Origin of the sequence: Sphingomonas sp. ACRSK, from assembly GCF_022346685.1 — a bacterium.
Lineage (GTDB): Bacteria > Pseudomonadota > Alphaproteobacteria > Sphingomonadales > Sphingomonadaceae > Sphingomonas > Sphingomonas molluscorum.
Genome location: NZ_JAKRNR010000008.1, coordinates 1 through 18,055 on the forward strand (window position 1 = coordinate 1; position 18,055 = coordinate 18,055).

21 protein-coding genes, 1 tRNA gene and 1 pseudogene are annotated in these 18,055 nt (G+C 66.7%); 12 read left to right on the forward strand and 11 right to left on the reverse strand.

Annotated features, from left to right (window positions below):
- Positions 1-59: 59 nt before the first annotated feature.
- The 3 genes from MHZ35_RS05975 (at position 60) to aat (ending at position 1,810) form a co-directional block, all read left to right on the forward strand.
- Positions 60-422, forward strand: coding sequence for a hypothetical protein (locus MHZ35_RS05975; RefSeq protein ID WP_239434786.1), 363 nt, complete (start codon positions 60-62; stop codon positions 420-422).
- 180 nt (positions 423-602) lie between these two features.
- Positions 603-986: a hypothetical protein gene (locus MHZ35_RS05980; protein WP_132883488.1), complete on the forward strand. Its 384-nt coding sequence runs from the start codon at positions 603-605 to the stop codon at positions 984-986.
- An 89-nt stretch (positions 987-1,075) separates the two neighbouring features.
- Positions 1,076-1,810, forward strand: a complete 735-nt coding sequence (gene aat, locus MHZ35_RS05985) for a leucyl/phenylalanyl-tRNA--protein transferase (RefSeq protein ID WP_239434787.1) — start codon at positions 1,076-1,078, stop codon at positions 1,808-1,810.
- Between the two features lie 35 nt (positions 1,811-1,845).
- Here aat and MHZ35_RS05990 read toward each other — a convergent pair.
- The 5 genes and pseudogenes from MHZ35_RS05990 to MHZ35_RS06010 form a co-directional block, all read right to left on the reverse strand.
- Positions 1,846-2,079, reverse strand: a pseudogene (locus MHZ35_RS05990) (DUF2155 domain-containing protein); the annotation flags it as partial.
- A 206-nt stretch (positions 2,080-2,285) separates the two neighbouring features.
- The gene (locus tag MHZ35_RS05995) at positions 2,286-2,678 is read right to left on the reverse strand and encodes an NADH:ubiquinone oxidoreductase subunit NDUFA12 (RefSeq protein WP_239434788.1); all 393 of its coding nucleotides are present in this window, start codon (positions 2,676-2,678) and stop codon (positions 2,286-2,288) included.
- 83 nt (positions 2,679-2,761) lie between these two features.
- Positions 2,762-3,220 (reverse strand): DUF192 domain-containing protein, encoded by a 459-nt coding sequence (locus MHZ35_RS06000; protein ID WP_274615691.1) that lies wholly within the window; start codon positions 3,218-3,220, stop codon positions 2,762-2,764.
- 38 nt (positions 3,221-3,258) lie between these two features.
- Positions 3,259-3,849 (reverse strand): cold-shock protein, encoded by a 591-nt coding sequence (locus MHZ35_RS06005; protein WP_125960781.1) that lies wholly within the window; start codon positions 3,847-3,849, stop codon positions 3,259-3,261.
- Positions 3,850-3,878: 29 nt separating this feature from the next.
- On the reverse strand, positions 3,879-4,460 hold the full coding sequence (locus MHZ35_RS06010) for a regulatory protein RecX (protein ID WP_239434790.1): 582 nt from the start codon (positions 4,458-4,460) through the stop codon (positions 3,879-3,881).
- Between the two features lie 118 nt (positions 4,461-4,578).
- On the opposite strand from MHZ35_RS06010, the gene MHZ35_RS06015 reads away from it, so the two are divergent.
- The 5 genes from MHZ35_RS06015 to nusG all read left to right on the forward strand — a co-directional run bounded on the left by MHZ35_RS06015 (position 4,579) and on the right by nusG (position 8,238).
- Entirely contained in the window at positions 4,579-6,324 is a 1,746-nt protein-coding gene (locus MHZ35_RS06015; protein WP_239434791.1) for a fatty acyl-AMP ligase, read from the forward strand.
- 107 nt (positions 6,325-6,431) lie between these two features.
- Positions 6,432-6,507, forward strand: a tRNA-Trp gene (locus MHZ35_RS06020).
- A gap of 197 nt (positions 6,508-6,704) precedes the next feature.
- The gene (locus MHZ35_RS06025; protein WP_239434792.1) at positions 6,705-7,313 is read left to right on the forward strand and encodes a YqaA family protein; all 609 of its coding nucleotides are present in this window, start codon (positions 6,705-6,707) and stop codon (positions 7,311-7,313) included.
- 180 nt (positions 7,314-7,493) lie between these two features.
- On the forward strand, positions 7,494-7,691 hold the full coding sequence (gene secE / locus MHZ35_RS06030; protein ID WP_125960778.1) for a preprotein translocase subunit SecE: 198 nt from the start codon (positions 7,494-7,496) through the stop codon (positions 7,689-7,691).
- A 10-nt stretch (positions 7,692-7,701) separates the two neighbouring features.
- On the forward strand, positions 7,702-8,238 hold the full coding sequence (nusG, locus tag MHZ35_RS06035) for a transcription termination/antitermination protein NusG (protein ID WP_125960777.1): 537 nt from the start codon (positions 7,702-7,704) through the stop codon (positions 8,236-8,238).
- A gap of 114 nt (positions 8,239-8,352) precedes the next feature.
- Here nusG and MHZ35_RS06040 read toward each other — a convergent pair whose 3' ends face one another.
- The 3 genes from MHZ35_RS06040 to MHZ35_RS06050 are packed head-to-tail and all read right to left on the reverse strand — an operon-like array spanning position 8,353 to position 11,034.
- Entirely contained in the window at positions 8,353-9,066 is a 714-nt protein-coding gene (locus MHZ35_RS06040; RefSeq protein ID WP_239434793.1) for a phosphocholine cytidylyltransferase family protein, read from the reverse strand.
- A 1-nt stretch (position 9,067) separates the two neighbouring features.
- Entirely contained in the window at positions 9,068-10,159 is a 1,092-nt protein-coding gene (locus MHZ35_RS06045) for an inositol-3-phosphate synthase (protein WP_239434794.1), read from the reverse strand.
- On the reverse strand, positions 10,159-11,034 hold the full coding sequence (locus MHZ35_RS06050) for a CDP-alcohol phosphatidyltransferase family protein (RefSeq protein ID WP_239434795.1): 876 nt from the start codon (positions 11,032-11,034) through the stop codon (positions 10,159-10,161). Before MHZ35_RS06050 ends, MHZ35_RS06045 begins: the two co-directional genes overlap by 1 nt.
- A gap of 239 nt (positions 11,035-11,273) precedes the next feature.
- Between MHZ35_RS06050 and MHZ35_RS06055 the strand changes: the two genes are divergently transcribed.
- The 4 genes from MHZ35_RS06055 to rplA all read left to right on the forward strand — a co-directional run bounded on the left by MHZ35_RS06055 (position 11,274) and on the right by rplA (position 13,582).
- Complete coding sequence (locus MHZ35_RS06055; RefSeq protein WP_239434796.1) at positions 11,274-11,609, forward strand: DUF6481 family protein; 336 nt, start codon at positions 11,274-11,276, stop codon at positions 11,607-11,609.
- Positions 11,606-12,283, forward strand: coding sequence for a spermidine synthase (locus tag MHZ35_RS06060; protein WP_239434797.1), 678 nt, complete (start codon positions 11,606-11,608; stop codon positions 12,281-12,283). The genes MHZ35_RS06055 and MHZ35_RS06060 overlap by 4 nt, the downstream gene beginning before the upstream one ends.
- A gap of 170 nt (positions 12,284-12,453) precedes the next feature.
- Positions 12,454-12,885: a 50S ribosomal protein L11 gene (rplK, locus tag MHZ35_RS06065; RefSeq protein ID WP_125960771.1), complete on the forward strand. Its 432-nt coding sequence runs from the start codon at positions 12,454-12,456 to the stop codon at positions 12,883-12,885.
- Positions 12,886-12,889: 4 nt separating this feature from the next.
- Positions 12,890-13,582, forward strand: a complete 693-nt coding sequence (gene rplA / locus MHZ35_RS06070; protein WP_239434798.1) for a 50S ribosomal protein L1 — start codon at positions 12,890-12,892, stop codon at positions 13,580-13,582.
- A 287-nt stretch (positions 13,583-13,869) separates the two neighbouring features.
- Here the strand turns inward: rplA and MHZ35_RS06075 are convergent, their stop codons facing one another.
- From MHZ35_RS06075 to MHZ35_RS17995, 3 genes are all read right to left on the reverse strand, one after another.
- The gene (locus tag MHZ35_RS06075) at positions 13,870-16,923 is read right to left on the reverse strand and encodes a TonB-dependent receptor domain-containing protein (protein WP_239434799.1); all 3,054 of its coding nucleotides are present in this window, start codon (positions 16,921-16,923) and stop codon (positions 13,870-13,872) included.
- 151 nt (positions 16,924-17,074) lie between these two features.
- Complete coding sequence (locus MHZ35_RS06080) at positions 17,075-17,641, reverse strand: L,D-transpeptidase family protein (RefSeq protein ID WP_239434800.1); 567 nt, start codon at positions 17,639-17,641, stop codon at positions 17,075-17,077.
- 247 nt (positions 17,642-17,888) lie between these two features.
- Positions 17,889-18,020, reverse strand: coding sequence for a hypothetical protein (locus MHZ35_RS17995; RefSeq protein WP_274615684.1), 132 nt, complete (start codon positions 18,018-18,020; stop codon positions 17,889-17,891).
- Positions 18,021-18,055: the final 35 nt, after the last annotated feature.

An 18,055-nucleotide genomic window follows, 5' to 3' on the forward strand; every position in this document is an offset into this window, starting at 1 on the left:
GAACCCCGCTCCCGCCCCGGCGGTTGGAGCGCGCAGAACCGAACTCAGGAAGGATCTTCATGGCCCAGGCCCCCGCTACTCGTCGCCGCACCGCGACCGCTCCCGCCCGCTCCCGGCTGATGACGGCCGGCATCGGCCTGCTGGGCGTGGCGCTCGGGCTTGGCGGCTGGCTGCTCGCGCGCCAGCAGCGCGATGCCCGCGCCGGCGACGTCGGCACCGGCGAGCACGTCCCCGTCGATCTCGCCCTCGACAAGCCGCATCCCGGCCCCAAGGATCGCGCGCCGGAGGCGTTCCGCCCCGATCCGACCGCGCCGGTCCCCGCCGGCGAGCGCGATGCGCTCCGGCCGGCGACCGGCCCCGCGCCGTCGCTGGTCCAGGACCGCGGCAGCATGCGCAGCCAGACCGGCAGCAGCAACGCCTGACGCCCAAGGCTTGCCGCACTGCGGCGCCGCCTCCGCTTGGAGGCGGTACCGCTCCCATACAGGGCCGATCGTTACGGGTCCGGCAGGTCGCTTCGGGTAATGCTGCGCCACGGCAGCCGCGTGTTTTGTTATCTCCTTACGCTTGACGGGGCGTATCCCATGGGCGAAGCAACCCGCGCTATGAAACGCTCCCTGCTCCCCACTGCCGCTGCGGCCCTCGCGCTTTCTCTTCTCGCGGGCTGCGAACAGAAGACCGAGACCGTCGACGCCCGTGCGCCGGACCCGATGGCCTCCCAGCTCGCCAACGCCGCTCCGGTGGAACTGCCGCCGGCGGTGAAGGCGACCAGCACCTTCCGCTGCAAGGACAACACGCTCGTCTACGTCGACTTCTTCGCGGGCGACAAGCTGGCCAACCTGCGCACCGAAAAGGGCGGCACCGCCGTTTCGCTCAAGGCCGAAAAGGCCGGCGATCCGCTCAAGGCCGATGGCTACAGCCTGACCGGCGACGCCAAGTCGATCACCCTCACCCAGCCGGGCAAGCCGGCGCAGAGCTGCAAGGCCTGATCCAACTTTCTCCGAGTCGGTTTCGAAGGGTCGGTGGCATGTGCCGCCGGCCCTTTTCCTTTGGGTCTCCAACCGGCTAGGCTTCCCCCATGGCCCCGTCCGTGCCCCTCGATCCCCAGACGGTGCTGCGCGCCTATGCCATGGGTGTCTTCCCCATGGCCGACCATCGCGATGCCGACTCGGTCTTCTGGGTCGAGCCGCGGCGCCGTGGCATCCTGCCGCTCGACGGCTTCCACTGCTCCCGCTCACTGCGGAAGACACTCGCCGCCGATCGCTTCCGCGTCACCGTCGACCAGGCTTTCGGCGACATCCTGCAGCTCTGCGCCGAAACCGCCCCCGACCGCCCGGAAACCTGGATCAGCGGCCCTATCGAAGACGTATTCCTGCGCCTTCACGCGCTGGGCTTCGCCCATTCGGTCGAATGCTGGGACGGCGACCGCCTCGTCGGCGGCCTCTACGGCCTGGCGCTCGGCCGCGCCTTCTTCGGGGAGAGCATGGTCAGCCGCGCCACCGACGCGTCGAAAGTCGCGCTCGCCTGGCTCGTCGCCCGGCTCCGGGTCGGCGGCTTCACGCTCCTGGACTGTCAATTTCAGACCGACCACCTCGCCACCCTGGGTGTCGTGGAGGTCGATCGAGCAGATTACTCGGTGCTGTTGGCCGCCGCGCTTGGCTCAGGAGCAGCCGGTCCCGACGCTACCGCGCCCGCCGACTCGCCGCCCGACTTCTTCGCGCTCGACCGGCTCCCGCCTGTGCTCGGCGCCGACACCGTGTCCGGCCCGGTTTCAGGGAAGCGCATCGTGCAGCTCTTGGGCCACACGTCGTAGATCGGGTGCTGCACCACGTTCAGCGCCGGCCGCTCCTTGAACAACCAGCCCGAGAAGGTGCGCCGCCAGCGCCCGTCTGCGCCGCGGGCGTCGAGCTGCACGAACGCGCCGGTATATTGCTCCTGCTCCCAGGGAGCCGTGCGCTCGCAGGCGCGCAGACGGACCACGGCATCGCCGATCCGCCGTGCCTCGCCCGGCTTCATGGTCAGCTCACGGGTTTCCCCGTTCCGCTTGTTCAGGAAGCCGATCACCGCGACCCGCTCCGCCATCGGCGTCGCGCCAGGCACCGCGACCGCGTCGCCGCTCGCCACGCTCACGACATCCGCTGCGGGCGCCGCGCCATCAGCAGCGTCGAACGCAACCGCCTCCGGATCGGGAGCACCGTCCCCCCGCTCAGCGCTCGGGCGCAGGTAAAGCCAGGCTCCGACCGCGATCAGCACCGCCAGTACCAGCCCGATCAGGGCCAGGCGGCGATTCACGCGTCGGGGCTCCACGCCTCGTAATCACCCGTTGCGCGAATGCGCTGGCCGCCCTGGTCCAGCGCGCCCGGCGGCCGCCACGCCAGCGGCGTGCCGGTGTGGTTGCCCTCTGCCGGCTTTTCCCAGGTACGGACCGGCGGCAGCGCCTCGCTCGGCAGGCCGTCGATCTGGTGGTGCAGCCAGCTGAACCACTCGGGCGGGACGAGGCTCGCGTCGTTGTTGCCCGCATAGATCACCCAGCGGCGCGGCTGGCCGTTCGTGTCGGAGCCGCCCTCGTAATAAACGTTGCCGAACGAATCGGTGCCCACCTTCTTCCTGCCGCGCAGTGCAAGCGTGGTGCCGATGGTGGCGCCTTCCCACCAGGTGAAGATCGATTTGAGCATGCCCATGCGCTGCCGCTTACCCCTGCCCGCGCCTGCCAGCAACCAGCTTCGAACGTCTCGGGGGGCGAAAGCGGGCGATCCGGCCATCTTTACTTGGCCGCGACGTCCTTCCAGCGCACCTTGTCGCCCTCGGCGATGCCCAGTTCGGCGGCACGGCCGCCGCGGATCTCCAGCACTGCGCTGACCGGCTCGCGCGACGATACAGGCGCTTCGGAAAAGGGAATGGTGTTCTCGGCAAGCGTCGCCACCGTGCCGTCCGCACGGATGAACAGAATGTCGAGCGGCGAAGGCGTGTTCTTCATCCAGAAGCTCGCCGCGCGCGGCGCCCCGCCACCGGCCGGATAGGGCGCGAACAACATGCCACCGTCCTGCGGGATGTTGGTGCGGTACATCAGGCCGTCAGCCTGCTCCTTTTCGGTACGGGCGACTTCCACGTCGAACCGGTGCGCCCCGCCAGCACTTTCGATGGTGACCTCGGTCCGGGGCAACACGCTCGTCGCATTGCTCGCCTCATTGCCGTTGCTCGTGCACGCACCGCACAGCGCCATCGCCGCTGCGACCAGCGCCGCCCGCACACCCTTGCTGATCACGCTTCCGCCCTCTCGACAACCACGGCGAGCAACCCGCGCTCGCCTTCCACCACCCGTGCGCGCATCGGCTGGTCGGGCTCGAGTTCCTCGATACCACCGCGCCGCAGGGTTTCCATATGGACGAACACATCGGCGCCGTCGCTTGCACGCAACAGGAAGCCATAGCCCTTGAGCCGGTTGAACCATTTGACGGCGACGGGCTCGAACGCCCCGGCGGAAGCGATCAAGTCGACGCGCTCGCTTCGCCCGCTGGCGCGCGGCCGCTGTTCCTCCACGGCTTGGGACAGGTCGATCGAGAGCACTTCGCGGGCCTGCATGCCGCGCTGCCGCCACGTGGCCAGGCATTCGACCCGTGCGCCTTCCGGCAGGGTCCGCCTGCCGTGCGGCTGAAGCACGGAGAAGTGCACCAGCACGTCCCCATGTTCCGGATCGTCCGCGACGATGAAGCCGAAGCCTCGCGTCACGTCGAACCATTTGACGACGCCGGACACGGCAACGGCCGCATCGGCAACGCCGGCTCCCCTCTCTTGATCTTCGCGCGTCTCGCCTTCGCGGTCGAGCGGTGCGCGCTGCGGTTCCGCACGCATCTATATTGTTCCCCCGGCTCGAAGGCCTATCACAGCTCCCAGCCCGATGGCGACGTTTTGTTTCGGTTTTCCTCGTCCAGAAGAAATCCCGTGTCCTCTCCCGGCGTGAGGCGCACGATCCGCCATGCGATCGTCGGCGCGTGGCCAGCCCGGACCATCGCGGCCACCTGCTTCCGCACGAGGTCCGGCTCCGGAGGCGACGGCGAAAACGGCCCTATTTTCCGACGCTTGGCGAAACGCAGTGCGCTCTCCGCCGCCTCATCGGCGCTGGCCCCCGCGACTTCCTCGATGTCGTCAGCCTCGACGCCCGCGTGCCGGAGGGCCTCTTCGACGCGGCGCACCCCCAGTCCCCGCCGCCCCATTGCGGAAGCCTTGTTCTCTGCAAAAACGCGGTCGTCGACATAGCGCAGCTCGGCCATGCGTTCCGCCAGCGAATCGACCGCCGGCGCTTCTGCACCTTCCCAGCCGCGCTCGCGCAGCTTACGGGCAAGATACTGGCGCAGCCGTGCGCGGGTGGTCGCGTACCGCTCGACATAGCGCAACGCCAACCGCTCGAGCGCCGCTGCGTCGAGCGGCTTAGGCGAGGCGGTGGGGCGGCGGGCGTAGGACATGCGCCATGTTTGTGCCACACTGGGCAGTGATTTTGAACGGGATTGCCGTGACGCCAGGCCGTCGCGCGTTCGCGCGCTGGATGGCGGGCCGTCGCCGCAGGGAGGACGCTTTTTGACGATGAACACCGATATGGAAGCAACGGCACCGGGTGGCACGCCCACGATCGATACGCTGCCGCGCCGTTTTGCCGACTTCGATACGCTGGGTGAGGCGCTGAATTACGCAGCCTCCGGCGTCCGCGGGCTGAACTTCCATGATGCGCGCGGTACCCTGATCCGTGCCTACCCTTATTCCGAGCTCCGCGAAGACGCGCTGACCCAGGCGCGCCGCCTGATCGCGGCCGGCGTTCGCCCAGAGGACCGCATCGCGCTGGTCGCCGAGACCGGCGCCGAGTTCGCGAGCCTGTTCTTCGGCGTGGTCTATGCAGGCGCCTGGCCGGTTCCGTTGCCGCTGCCCACCTCCTTCGGTGGCCGCGAGGCCTATGTCGAGCAGTTGCGCGTCCAGCTTTCGAGCTGCGACCCCAAGATGCTGATCTTCCCGCCCGAGCTCGCGCAGATGGCCGGTGAAGCCGCGCGTATCGCCGGCGTCGAAGGGATCGACTGGTCCGAGTTCGCGACCCGCGAGGCGCCCGAGGCCGAGCTGCCGACCGCCAAGGGCGACGACATTGCCTATCTGCAATATTCGAGCGGCTCGACGCGCTTCCCGCATGGCGTCGCCATCACGCACCATGCGCTGCTCAACAACCTGGCCGCGCACAGCCACGGCATGAAGCTGGTCGGCACCGACCGCTGTGTTTCCTGGCTGCCCTGGTACCACGACATGGGCCTGGTCGGCTGCTTCCTGTCGCCGGTCGCGAACCAGGTTTCGACCGACTATCTCAAGACCGAGGACTTTGCGCGGCGCCCGCTCGCCTGGCTCGACCTCATTAGCCGCAACACGGGCACCACCCTCTCCTATTCGCCGACCTTCGGCTACGACATTTGCGCGCGCCGCATGTCGTCGCAGACCAAGGCGTCGGATCGCTTCGACCTGTCTCGCTGGCGCGTGGCGGGCAATGGCGCCGACATGATCCGCCCGGACGTGATGCAGAGCTTCGTCGATGCGTTCGGCGACGCGGGCTTCCAGGCCTCCGCCTTCCTGCCCAGCTACGGCCTTGCGGAGGCGACGCTGGCGGTCTCGATCATGCCGCCGGGCGAAGGCATCCAGGTCGAGCTGGTCGAGGAAACCGAGCTCTCGGGCGGGGACCGCCACGGCGATCGCCCGCAGCGATTCCGCGCGATCGTCAACTGCGGCAAGCCGGTGCGGGACATGACCGTCGAGATCCGCGAGGAGGACGGCACCCCGCTGCCCGAGCGCGCGATCGGTAAGGTCTGGTGCAAGGGCCCGTCGGTCATGGTCGGCTATTTCCGCGATGAGGCCGCGACCGAGGCGTGCATGGCCGATGGTTGGCTCGACACCGGCGACATGGGCTACATGTCGGACGGCTATGTCTATATCGTGGGCCGAGCCAAGGACATGATCATCGTCAACGGCCGCAACCACTGGCCGCAGGACATCGAATGGGCGGTCGAGCAGCTGCCCGGCTTCAAGGCCGGTGACATCGCCGCCTTTGCGATCACCACTCCTGGAGGCGAGGAGACGCCCGCGGTGCTAGTGCAGTGTCGCGCGTCGGACGATGCCGAGCGCCAGCGCCTGCGGGAAGAGATCCGCGAGCGCGTCCGCGCCGTCACCGGCATGAACTGCGTGATCGAACTGGTGCCGCCGCGCACGCTGCCGCGCACCAGCTCGGGCAAGCTCAGCCGCGCCAAGGCACGCAACCTGTACCTGAACGGCGAGATCAAGCCCTACGACATCGCCGCCTGAGTTCCCGGCTGCCCGTCGCGAGAGCCGGCGCCCGGTGCATCCGGCTCGTTTTTGCATGCCGAGGGCCCTTGCCCCCGGCGGAAACGGCGGATACAGGGCGGGGCAATAGGAGTGTAGCTCAGTTGGTAGAGCATCGGTCTCCAAAACCGAGGGCCGTGGGTTCGAGTCCCTCCACTCCTGCCAGCACCTGCCGTCGCCTCGCCTGAGGCGGCGGCAAGGTCTCCCTTCAGCAGCATGATGCGAGCACGCTCGCCCGACCACCGCTGCTTTGCCGCCTCAGGCGGGCGCACTATCCCTCGACCGCTTGCCTGCCCTTTGCGGGCCGCCTAGGAAACCCGCGCCTGACGCGACCGCGACGGGTTTCCGGCACGCCTTCCGGCATGTCGCCTGCCTTTTTCCAGGACCTGTCGATGTTTCGCGCGCTCTACGACTGGACGCTCCGCCTCGCCAACCATCGCCACGCCGTCCGCAGCCTGGCGGTGGTGTCGTTTTGCGAGAGTTCCTTCTTCCCCATCCCGCCCGACGTGGTGCTCGTCCCGGTGGTGCTGCAGCATCGCGAGCGCGCCTATCGCATCGCCGCGATCTGCACGATCGCTTCCGTGCTTGGCGGCGCGTTTGGCTATGCGATCGGCTATTTCCTGTGGGACAGCCTGGGCCAGTGGCTGATCCACCTCTACGGGCTTGAGGACAAGGCACACGAGTTCCAGGCCTGGTACGCGCAGTGGGGCGCGGCGATCATCCTGATCAAGGGCCTCACCCCGATCCCGTTCAAGCTGGTGACGATCGCCAGCGGCCTGGCCAAGTTCAACTTCGCCGCCTTCATGGCCGCGGCGTTGGTCACCCGCGCCTTCCGCTTCTTCCTGATCGCGTTCCTGCTCAAGCGCTATGGCGCTCCCGTACAGGCGTTCATCGAGCGGCGGCTGAACCTGATCGGCATCGCCGTGCTGGTGGCACTGGTCGGCGGCTTCCTCGCGGTAGGGCTCCTCTGACAGCAGGGAAGAGGCCGCTGCTGGCCCTTCCCATCCATCGCTTGCACCGTGCAGGCTTCGTCGCTAGATACCAGACCCAATCCGACAGCGTGGATGGCCTGCGCCGGTTCCTTCGGAAAGGAACCGGGCAGCGGACCCTTGCCCCGCGGTCGGTGACGCACAAGACTTTCAGGTGAAACAGTGGCGAAGACATCTCCGGCAGAGTTCATCCGCCAGGTTCAGACCGAGACCAAGAAGGTCACGTGGCCGACGCGCCGCGAAACGGTCATGACGGCGGTCATGGTGGTCATCATGGCAACGCTGCTGGGCGTCTTCTTCTTCGCGGTGGACTCGGCGTTCGACGCGATCGTGAAGATGCTGCTGAGCCTGGCCGCCTAAAGGATACTGCATGTCGCGCTGGTACATCATCCACGCCTATTCGGGTTTCGAGAACAAGGTTCGCGACCAGATCCTGGCCGACGCCACCCGCCTCGGGCTCGACCGGCTGGTCGAATCGGTCGAGGTGCCGGTGGAGACCGTGACGGAGGTTCGTCGCGGCAAGAAGGTGCAGTCGGAGCGCAAGTTCTTTCCGGGCTACGTCCTCGCCAAGCTCGACATGAACGACGACGTCTATCACCTGGTGAAGAACACGCCCAAGGTGACGGGCTTCCTGGGTTCGTCGGGCAAGCCGCAGCCGATCAGCGAGGCCGAGGCCGCGCGCATCCTGAACACCAAGCAGGAAGCCGCCGCTGCTCCCAAGCAGAAGATCAAGGTCGATTTCGAGATCGGCGATTCGGTGAAGGTGCTCGACGGCCCATTCGCCAGCTTCAACGGGCTGGTCGAGGAACTCGACTTCGACAAGTCGAAGGTCAAGGTGTCGGTGTCGATCTTCGGTCGCGCCACGCCTGTGGAACTGGACTTCGAGCAGGTCGAGCGCAGCAAGTAAGCTTCGCACGATCGCACTACGCGGTCGCGTCCTCACCGTACGAACAAGAAAGGCCGGAGCTTCATGCTCCGGCCTTTCTTTTGCGTCACCAGCCTGCGCTCAACGGAACTGCGCCTAGGCGACGCTGGTGGCCGCGAGCCACGCCTCCGCCTTGTCGAGCGCCCATTGGTCGTCGACGTCGATCCAGTCGAGGTCGCTGCAGTCGGTCACCCGTGCCTCGCCATCGCGGGAAAGGGCGCGCATCCCTTCCGTCAGCGAGGGCGCCGCGAGCGTCCGTAGCGAGGCGAACAGCCCCGCCCCCACCGCAAACACGCCCGTGTCGAAGCAGTCGTAGGGATGCAGCCCCTTGCCGATCGCGACGATGTGCTCGCCCGCGGTCTGCACGCGCGTCACGTCGTCCAGGTCGATCCAGTCGCTGTCGAGCCGCCGGTCGATGCCCAAGCGAGCGCCGGTGGTCGCCTCGCCCGTCTCCGCCATCCGTCGATAGAGGGCCGGGTCGACAAGATGATCGCACATGGCGAGCAAGGCAGGCGCGCCGGCGACATGCCGCTCTGCCGCCAACACGGACACGCCATTGGGCTGCCGATAATCCTCGACCCGGACCGTCTCGACGGCGAGCGGCCAAGCCCGCTCGCCGAGATGGGATTCGATCTGCTCGGCACCATAGCCGAGCACGACCACGACGCGCGCCATGCCTGCCTCCGCCAGCCCCGCAATCGCGTGATCCACCAGGGGGCGGCCCCCGACGGTACACAAGGGCTTGAACGGCGCTGCGGAACGCAGCCGGCTTCCTTCACCGGCTGCCAGCAGGATGGCGGTGTCGATCACCTCAATGGGCCGCGACGAACGCTTCCACCGCCTGCTGGGCGAGGTCGTCGGTCATCTGCGTGCGCGGATGCTTGCAGAAATAGGCGGAGGCGCCGTCGATCGGACCGGCGAGGCCCCGGTCCTTCGCCAGCTTGGCGCAGCGGATCATGTCGATCGCGACGCCGGCGCTGTTCGGGCTGTCCTCGACCGAAAGGCGCAGTTCGAGGTTCATCGGCACGCCGCCGAACATCGAGCCTTCCATGCGCAGGAAGCAGATCTTGTTGTCGTTCTGCCAGGGCACATAGTCGGACGGGCCGATGTGGACGTTGTCCTCCTCGAGCCGCTCGGCCGCAACCGACTGCACTGCCTCGGTCTTGGAGATCTTCTTGGACTCCAGGCGGCGATGGTTCGACATGTTGAGGAAGTCGGTGTTGCCGCCGGTGTTGAGCTGATAGGTCCGCTCCAGCTTCACGCCGCGCTTGGCGAACAGGTCGGTCAGCACGCGGTGCACGATGGTCGCGCCGAGCTGCGCCTTGATGTCGTCGCCGACGATCGGCACGCCCGCATCCTCGAACCGCTTCGCCCATTCCGGGTTGCTGGCGATGAAGACCGGGATGTTGTTCACGAAGGCGACGCCCGCCTCGATCGCGCATTCCGCGTAAAATTCGGTCGCGGCCTGCGAGCCCACCGGCAGATAATTCATCAGCACGTCGGTGTTGGTCGCGCGGAGCGCTGCGACGACCTCTTCCTTCGTCGGCTCCTTCGCGTCGGCGAGCAGGAAGGTGCGGTCGTCCTTGTACTCGGACATGTGGTCGGCGACGCCGTCCAACACCTTGCCCATCTGAACGATCGCGCCAGTCGGCTCGACTTCGGCACAGAAGATCGCGGTGCAGTTCGGCTTGGCGAAGATCGCTTCCGCCACATCCTTGCCGACCTTGCGCTGGTCCACGTCCCAGGCGGCCACGACCTTGATGTCGCTCGGGCGGTAGCCACCAAGGTCCCAATGCATCAGGCCCGTCCGCTCGTTGGCGCCGTCGCGATAGTGGGAAAGTCCCTGAACGAGGGAGCTGGCGCAGTTACCGACGCCGACGACTGCGATGTTGATGCTCGGCATTACTTCTTCACGTCCTTCGACTGGATGATTGGAATAGAGGAAAAGGCGCGCTCCACCGGAGACGCGCTGCGGGCTAGTCGGGCCTCGACGCTGCGATGCCAGACCAGCCCGATGATCAGAACAAGGGTGAGCGGTCCGATCTCGAACCACCAGAACAGCCGCGGATCGCCCGCCAGACACGCGACGAAGATCGCTCCCACCCGCGTGTTGGCGGTCAGCAACCGCATCAACCGCATCGGCCGGGCCGCCTGCTGGCCATAGGCAGCCGCAAGCCGCGCGGAGTCGCTCCGGTTGCGGAGGGCGTCGTCGAACGGGCGGGCGAACCGATCGACCGTCCCGGCAATGCCGTCGTAGAACCGGACAAGCGGGTTGCGACTGGGTTGCGGGGGCGCCGAGGCCAATCCCTTGCACCGGCGGTGGAAGCGCGCGCGCTCCCCTTCGTAGAGGTTGGATTGCAGCGCGTGCGCAACACCTGCTGCAATGGCCAGCAACCAGCCATCGAGCGTGCCGATCGACGAGGCGAGAACCAGGTAGATCAGAATGAAGACGCCATGATCGCACAGGCCGTCGAGCGCCCGTCCGAGCGGGCTCGCCGTGCCGGTCGCCCTCGCGATCATGCCATCGAGTCCGTCGGCGATCAGCCAAGCGACCGACAGCACCGATCCCGCCACGACGAACGGCCAGTGTTCCCAGCGGCCGAAGGCGAGAGCGGCCAAGACGCCGAGCGTCAGCCCCCCGACCGAAACGGCGTTTGCCGAGATGCCCCGGGCGATGAACCAGGGCAGCAGCATCCGCCCCGCGGGGTGTATGACCCACAGGTTGGTAGGATCCTCGATCCGGCGATCGCGTGACTGGTCCGGTGGAGGGGGGGTCATCGAAATGTCACGTACAGGTGCATCGGCCTTTCCAGCAAGCAGTTTGCGACGAGGCATCAAGCACTCAAGCCTTGAAGTGGACGCGGCACTGACAGCGGGGCATGAATACCGGAGGGTTTTGCAGGCCGTTTTCGACATCGTCGCCCGATCCGCACCATTCGCATGCGAGACTCTGCGGGAGATTGGTCTAAAGGGCTCCCTCTCCGGTCGCGACGGTCGCGACCCATGACGGACTAGACATGGCAGGGTACAAGACTCCCGATTTCTCCGAACGTGCAGCCGCATCGCGTGCCGCCAAGCAGACGGCGCTCGAAAAGCTCCGCAACAAGCCCGCCGCGGATCCGGCGACCATCGCGGTGCGCGAGGCGACCCAGGCAGCCCGCAAGGCTGCCGCGGCCGAGCGTCGTGCCGAGCGCCTGAAGGCCGCCGAAGCCGAGAAGGCAGCGAAGCTGGCCGAGGCGGAGGCAGCCCGTGCTGCCCAGGCACCTGCTGCGCCCAAGCCCCAGAAGACGGCGGAAGAGCTGAAAGCCGCTCGCGACGCCCGCTACGCTGCGCGCAAAGCCCGCAAGCGGTGACTCCGCGCGAGCTGATCGGAGTCGCCGAGGTCCCGGGAGGGCCGCCGCTGCGGCTGGTCCGCCGCGGCGGCGACTTCATGATCCTGCTCGAACGCAATGAGTTGATGAGCAGCCGCATGCGGGGATCCGAGGTCGCGCTGGGCACCATGACCTGCGATCGACTCGGCGCGCGCCCGGCACCGCGGCTGCTGATCGGCGGCTATGGCATGGGCTTCACGCTGCGTGCGGTGCTCGGCCTGGTAGGTCCCGACGCCCAGGTGACCGTTGCCGAACTGGTGCCCGGCATCATCGAATGGGCGCGCGGCCCGATGGCGGAACTCGCCCAGGGATGTCTGGACGATCCGCGCGTCACGATCCGGATGGGCGACGTGGGCGCGGCGATTGGCGAGGCTGCAGCAGGCCCCGAGCGCTATGACGCGATCCTGCTGGACGTCGACAATGGTCCGGACGGTCTTACCCGGCAAGAGAATGACGGCCTGTACACGGCGCGCGGGCTGGCGCGGGCGCGGGCAGCCCTACGACCGGGCGGCATCCTCGCCGTGTGGTCGGCCGCGCCCGATCCGGCATTCGCACGGCGACTTGCCCAGGCGGGCTTTGCCGTCGACGAGGTCCGCGTCCGCGCCCGGGAGAATGGCAAGGGACCGATGCACGTCATCTGGTTCGCACGGGTCTGAGGCTCCGGCACGGCCAATTGCCTTTCGCCCCGGCTTCGGCTATGCGCGCGCCTTCCAACGTCATGCGTGGAAAACTTGCGGGAGGCGTCTGTCCATCGGACGGCCGATCGAACCGCTAAACTTGAAACGGGCGAGGTCGCCAGACCCTGCCCCGCTACAGAGTGAGAAACATGGCAAAGAAGATCACCGGCTATATCAAGCTGCAGGTTGCAGCTGGTGCCGCCAACCCGTCGCCGCCGATCGGCCCGGCGCTGGGTCAGCGCGGCGTGAACATCATGGAATTCTGCAAGGCGTTCAACGCGCAGACCGGCGACGTCGAGAAGGGCACCCCCCTCCCGACCGTCATCACCGTCTATGCCGACCGCTCCTTCTCGTTCGAGACCAAGACGCCGCCGGCGACCTACCTTCTCAAGAAGGCGGCGAACCTGAAGTCGGGCTCCAAGGAGCCGGGCAAGGTGACCGCGGGTTCGATCAAGCGTTCGCAGGTGGCCGACATCGCCACCGCGAAGATGAAGGACCTGAACGCCAACGACATCGAGGCAGCGACCAAGATCATCGAAGGCTCCGCCCGCGCGATGGGCCTCGAAGTGGTGGAGGGCTGAGATCATGGCCAAGCTGACCAAGAAGCAGAAGACCTGGACGATCGACAGCGAGAAGCTGCACGGCGTTGACGAAGCGATCGCGCTGGTGAAGTCCAACGCGACCTCCAAGTTCGACGAGACCGTCGAAGTCGCGCTCAACCTGGGCGTCGATCCGCGCCACGCCGACCAGATGGTCCGCGGCGTCGTGACCCTGCCCAAGGGCACCGGCAAGACGGTGCGCGTGGGCGTGTTCGCCCGCGGCGCCAAGGCTGAGGAAGCAACCGCGGCCGGTGCGGACGTCGTCGGCGCCGAGGACCTGATGGAAGCCATTCAGGGCGGCAAGATCGACTTCGATCGCTGCATCGCCACCCCGGACATGATGGGCCTGGTCGGCCGCCTCGGTAAGGTGCTGGGCCCCAAGGGCCTGATGCCGAACCCGAAGCTCGGCACCGTGACCATGAACGTCGCAGCCGCCGTGGAAGCCGCCAAGGGCGGTCAGGTCGAGTACCGCGTCGAAAAGGCCGGCATCATCCATTCCGGCATCGGCAAGGCATCGTTCCCGGCCGAGGACCTGCGCGCGAACTTCGACGCGCTGGTCGACGCAGTGGTCAAGGCCAAGCCGACGGGCGCCAAGGGCAAGTACCTCAAGAAGGTCGCGCTCTCGTCGTCGATGGGCCCGGGCGTGCGGGTGGACGTGGCGGAAGTCGCCACCGCCTGATCCCTTCGGGACTCGATACAAACGGAAAGGGCCGGGAGCGATCCCGGCCCTTTTTTTGTGCGGCCGGCAGCAGGCCGCTGCGGCCCCTTACGCTGCTCCCTTGCCAGCGCTGCATCCTCCCCTGCCCGGACGCCTCTCGTCCATCTACCCGGCAGTAAGGGTCAGCAGGGCGCCGTCTTCAGCGGGACCCTCAACTGTGGGTCGGCGCGAGCATCCAGGGCGCCTGCCATGAAAAAAGCCGCCCGGGTCTCCCCGGGCGGCTGATTTGATCGTCCAATCTTCGCGGATCAGAACTTGGCGGTCGCCGAGACCCGGAAGAAGCGGCCCAGGATACCCGAGAAGTAGGTCTGGGTACCGAACCCGCCGGCCGGAACCGGATAGGGTGCCGACTTGTCGAACACGTTGTCGACGATCAGCTTCAGGCCGAACTGCTCGTTCACCTTCACACCGACGGTGGTGTTGAACAGCCACCAGTCGCCCACGCCGCTGATGTTGCGGGCATTGTCCGCCTCGTCAATGTCGAACTCACCCTTGCCGGTGTAGCGAGCCTGGAACAGCAGGTTGAAGCTGTCGCTCTCGTAGGTGAGGTTCGCCGTGCCGGAGTGGCGCGGATAGCCGACTTCACCCGCGAAGTGATTCACGTCGCCGGTGCCGACCTGGGTTTCCAGCTTGTCACGGTAGAAATAGTTCACCGACAGGCCCACCGTTCCACTGCTGTCCAGCCCGACGCGCGTAAGCGGCAGGCGGTAGGCCGCGGTCGCCTGCAACCCTGCCGTCTTGTAGCTTGCAGCGTTGTAGTAGCCCTCGTTGATGTTCGTCACCTGACCGTCTGCATCGCGGGTGACCAGGCTGCAGAAGCTGTTCGGGAAGTCCGCCGAGTCATAGCAGGCGTTGAGGATGTCCTCGCCGCCCAAGGACGTGATCGCATCCTTCAGCTCGATGTTGATCCAGTCGACTGCAAGCGTGAAGCTGCGCGCGAACCGGGGCTGGATGATGGCACCGACGGTCCAGCTATTCGCCTTCTCGTTTTCGAGGTTCGGGTTACCCGAAACCGTGACCGGGATGGTGAAGTTGCTGAAGTTGGAGTCGAAGGTTGCCGGGTTGATACCCGCGGCACGGCAATTCGCTTCACGAACCGCAGGGTTCGGCCCGCTCTGGTAGTAGCGCTGATCACACGGATCGGCGCCGCTGTCGAACGCACGCGAGGTGGGGTTGAACACTTCGGTGATCGCGGGCGAGCGGATGGAGCGGGTGAAGTTGCCGCGAATGGTGAAGTCGCGGATGAAGCCGATCCGGCCACCGGCCGTCCAGGTCAGATCGCCGCCCGAAAGGGAGTTGTCGACGTAGCGCGCCGCGCCATCGAACTCGAGCGTGTTCAGCCAGCTCAGCGCGTTCTTGCTCGAAACGAACGGGATCACCAGCTCGCCGAACACCTCGTTGGTGTGGAACTTGCCGCTGATCGGGTCGATCGGGATCGTGCGGCCGTACTGCACGCGCGAGCCGTCTTCCTGCTCCTCGCCACGATAGAAGTCGCCCGGATCGAACGAGGTCTTCTCTTCGCGATGCTCGTAGCCTGCCGAGATGTTCACGTCGTTGCCGAACAGCGTGAAGATCGGTCCGGTCACGTTGGCGTTGAACACCAGCTGCTCGTTGACCGACCGGGGCGTGGCGATCGCGAAGATGTAGTCGCGAGCGGCCTGGCTGGCCTGGCCACTCCCCAGGATGTTGAGCGGCGCGCAGGTCGATCCGATCGTTTCGATGCTGGCGCTGGTGTAGCCGGGCCGGCACACGATGTTGCCGCTGGCATCCACCACCGCGTCGAGCGCGTTGGCGAAGTTCTGCTGCACCAGTTCGTAGTTGCGGCCCTTCGTGACGGAGCGGCCGTACACCGCTGACGCTTCCCAGTTGAAGCGACGCTCACCAATGTTGAAGCCACCGTCGAACCCGCCGACGAAGCGGTAGGTTTCCACCGTCGCCTGCGAACGGCCGGTCGTGAGGTCGTTCAGCGCCCGGCCCAGGTAGAATTCCTCCTGGCCAGGCTCAAGGTTGGCGGCGATCGTCGCGCGATCTGCAGCGCTCAGGTACGGATTGTTGAGGCTGAGGATGATGTTGCCATCCGCGGTCCCCGCGTCGTCGAACAGCCAGGTGTTGTAGTTCGGCTGGTCGATCAGGTTCACGCCCTTGCTGTGCGAGTACCAAGCCTCGCCAAAGAAGCGAACGCTGTCCGTAAGCTCATAGCTGAGCTGCGCGTTGGCAAGGTAGCGCTCGGAATCGGTCAGCAGGTTGGTCTGCGCAGGCAGGTCGAAGCCGTTACCGCCGCTGCTGATGTAACCCTGCCGCATGGGGGTGCCGAGGTCGAGCGGAACCAGCGTGCCGTTGTCGCCGAACTGGAGCAGCTGGCCCGCGGCATTGCGAATGCCCGAGCGCGAAACCAGCGCGTCGTCGGCGCTGAACGGAACGCCGCCCGAGGTGAACGCCGTATAGCGCTGGTTCGGGAACAGCACGCGCTGGAAATCGGAGTCGCCGGTCGGCGAGCCGAAGAACAAGCCCTGCCGCGTGCGGCTGCGATCGTTCGCGACCAGGCCACTGACCCGGTTGTATTCGCCCGAGATGACGATGTTGCCGCGCCCGTCGGCGAAGTTCTTGCCGGCCAGCACGCTGATGCGGTTGTCCGGGGCATCGCCCTGCTCGGAGATGCCGGTCTGGCCTTCGATGCTCAGGCCTTCATAGTCGCGCTTCAGGATGATGTTGACGGTGCCCGCGATCGCATCCGAACCGTAGATCGGCGCACCGCCGATTGCGACCGTCTCGACCCGCTGGACCAGCGTCGTCGGGATGTTGTTGAGGTCGACCTGCGTGCCGGCAGCCACCGGGCCGAAGATGCTTGCGGTGTTCGAAGACACGAAGCGACGGCCGTTCACGAGCACCAGCGTGCGCTGCGTGCCCAAGCCAAAGAAGTCGACGAAGGTCTGCGCCGGGCCGAAGGACGACTGCGCACCCACACCGCTGTTGCCCGGAGGGCCGAAGGCCGGGATCTCGGTCAGCGCCTGGCCGACGTTGGTGTAGCCGCGGTTCTCGATCTGGGCCGCACCGATCACCTGCGTCGGCTGCAGCGTATCGAACTCGGGACGCGCGATGCGCGAACCGGTGACCACCACTTCGGTCGCCGGATCAGCCTCGTCCTGCGTGGTGGCGTCCGTAGCCTGCGACTCGGTGACAGGCGATGCGGACTGGGTGCCAGCCTGATCCGCGGTTTGAGCGAGGCCCGGAGCGGCAGTGCCCAAGGCAACGAGCGCGCTTGCGCTCAGGAGCGCCCGACGGCGCAGCGACAACATGGTCATGATCATCCCCTTTTACCCAACACGGGATGAGGCTCGCTTAGGCCTCAGGGATGAACGGCAGCAACAAACGAGAGCGGCATCCGCATGATTTCATGAGATTAGGTTGCAGAAATGCCACAGCCAGCAAAAGCGCGTGGTCTGAACCAGGACCTCAACCGGCTACCGCCACCTGAACCCCTTGGGTGCCGTACACCTCCGGCATCCAGTCGCGCGTCACCAGGACGGTGTCGCCCTTCCTGGCCTGCGCATAGAGCAGCGCTGCGAACTCGTCGGGGACGCCGATGCAGCCGTGGGTCGCATAGCGGCTGTCGACGTCCTCGCCCGACCCGTGGATCGCGACGCCGCCCCAGGTGAGCCGCAGCATGTACGGCATCGGCGCATTGTAGAGGTTCGAGACGTGATCGCGATCCTTTTCCAGGATCGGGAAGCTGCCCGTCGGCGTCGGCTTATGATCCGCACCATAGATGATCAGCGTCCGCCCGATCTCCACGCCGCCGCGATAGACGTAGAGCCGCTCGCGCCGGAGATCGACCACGATGGCGAGCTTGCCCGGCGGCACGCCTTCCGGCGCCCAGAGATATTCGCCGGGTTGCAGGACGCCGCCGGTCTCCATCACGCTCACCACCTTGGGCTGCACTGGCGCAGCGTGGGCCGGCGCGACGGCAAGCACCGTGCCCGCCAGCGCAGTTGCAAGGAAAAGGGAACGGGCGAAACGCATTGAACGGCCTCCGGGCCGTGGCACCGTGCCACGAGCGGAATCTTAACGTCTCGTTTACCAGTTTTTCTCCGATGTTCACCAGCAGCAGCTAAGTTGCTGGCGCCGCCCTGTTTCGTTCCGGGACCCCGTTCGGGTTTCGCTTGCTTCGCCGCGCCGGTCTGCTATGGGCGCCACCTGATCCGGCGCGCGTGCGCGTCCGGCTCGCCGTCCGAGACAGCAGGGGCCGGCTTCCGGCTTAATGTCCTGCCTAGACGGGGAAGGTGATTCTATTCCTGGCGACCTGCACCAGCAGCGCCGGGTCCGCCATCGGGTTGATCCGCTGGCACCAGAGCCCATGCCCCTCGGACACGTCGCCCCCGGTGGTTCGCCATCGGGACATGTACCGGGCTGTGCCTCGCGCACCGCCCATTTGTG

Bases quoted from the DNA above. Each gene is read 5' to 3' on its own strand.
- MHZ35_RS05975 (WP_239434786.1), top strand. From the start codon at position 60: ATGGCCCAGGCCCCCGCTACTCGTCGCCGCACCGCGACCGCTCCCGCC.
- MHZ35_RS05980 (WP_132883488.1), top strand. From the start codon at position 603: ATGAAACGCTCCCTGCTCCCCACTGCCGCTGCGGCCCTCGCGCTTTCT.
- aat (WP_239434787.1), top strand. From the start codon at position 1,076: ATGGCCCCGTCCGTGCCCCTCGATCCCCAGACGGTGCTGCGCGCCTAT.
- MHZ35_RS05995 (WP_239434788.1), bottom strand. From the start codon at position 2,678: ATGGGCATGCTCAAATCGATCTTCACCTGGTGGGAAGGCGCCACCATC.
- MHZ35_RS06000 (WP_274615691.1), bottom strand. From the start codon at position 3,220: ATGGCGCTGTGCGGTGCGTGCACGAGCAACGGCAATGAGGCGAGCAAT.
- MHZ35_RS06005 (WP_125960781.1), bottom strand. From the start codon at position 3,849: ATGCGTGCGGAACCGCAGCGCGCACCGCTCGACCGCGAAGGCGAGACG.
- MHZ35_RS06010 (WP_239434790.1), bottom strand. From the start codon at position 4,460: ATGTCCTACGCCCGCCGCCCCACCGCCTCGCCTAAGCCGCTCGACGCA.
- MHZ35_RS06015 (WP_239434791.1), top strand. From the start codon at position 4,579: ATGAACACCGATATGGAAGCAACGGCACCGGGTGGCACGCCCACGATC.
- MHZ35_RS06025 (WP_239434792.1), top strand. From the start codon at position 6,705: ATGTCGCCTGCCTTTTTCCAGGACCTGTCGATGTTTCGCGCGCTCTAC.
- nusG (WP_125960777.1), top strand. From the start codon at position 7,702: ATGTCGCGCTGGTACATCATCCACGCCTATTCGGGTTTCGAGAACAAG.
- MHZ35_RS06045 (WP_239434794.1), bottom strand. From the start codon at position 10,159: ATGCCGAGCATCAACATCGCAGTCGTCGGCGTCGGTAACTGCGCCAGC.
- MHZ35_RS06050 (WP_239434795.1), bottom strand. From the start codon at position 11,034: ATGACCCCCCCTCCACCGGACCAGTCACGCGATCGCCGGATCGAGGAT.
- MHZ35_RS06055 (WP_239434796.1), top strand. From the start codon at position 11,274: ATGGCAGGGTACAAGACTCCCGATTTCTCCGAACGTGCAGCCGCATCG.
- rplK (WP_125960771.1), top strand. From the start codon at position 12,454: ATGGCAAAGAAGATCACCGGCTATATCAAGCTGCAGGTTGCAGCTGGT.
- rplA (WP_239434798.1), top strand. From the start codon at position 12,890: ATGGCCAAGCTGACCAAGAAGCAGAAGACCTGGACGATCGACAGCGAG.
- MHZ35_RS06075 (WP_239434799.1), bottom strand. From the start codon at position 16,923: ATGACCATGTTGTCGCTGCGCCGTCGGGCGCTCCTGAGCGCAAGCGCG.
- MHZ35_RS06080 (WP_239434800.1), bottom strand. From the start codon at position 17,641: ATGCGTTTCGCCCGTTCCCTTTTCCTTGCAACTGCGCTGGCGGGCACG.
- MHZ35_RS17995 (WP_274615684.1), bottom strand. From the start codon at position 18,020: ATGTCCCGATGGCGAACCACCGGGGGCGACGTGTCCGAGGGGCATGGG.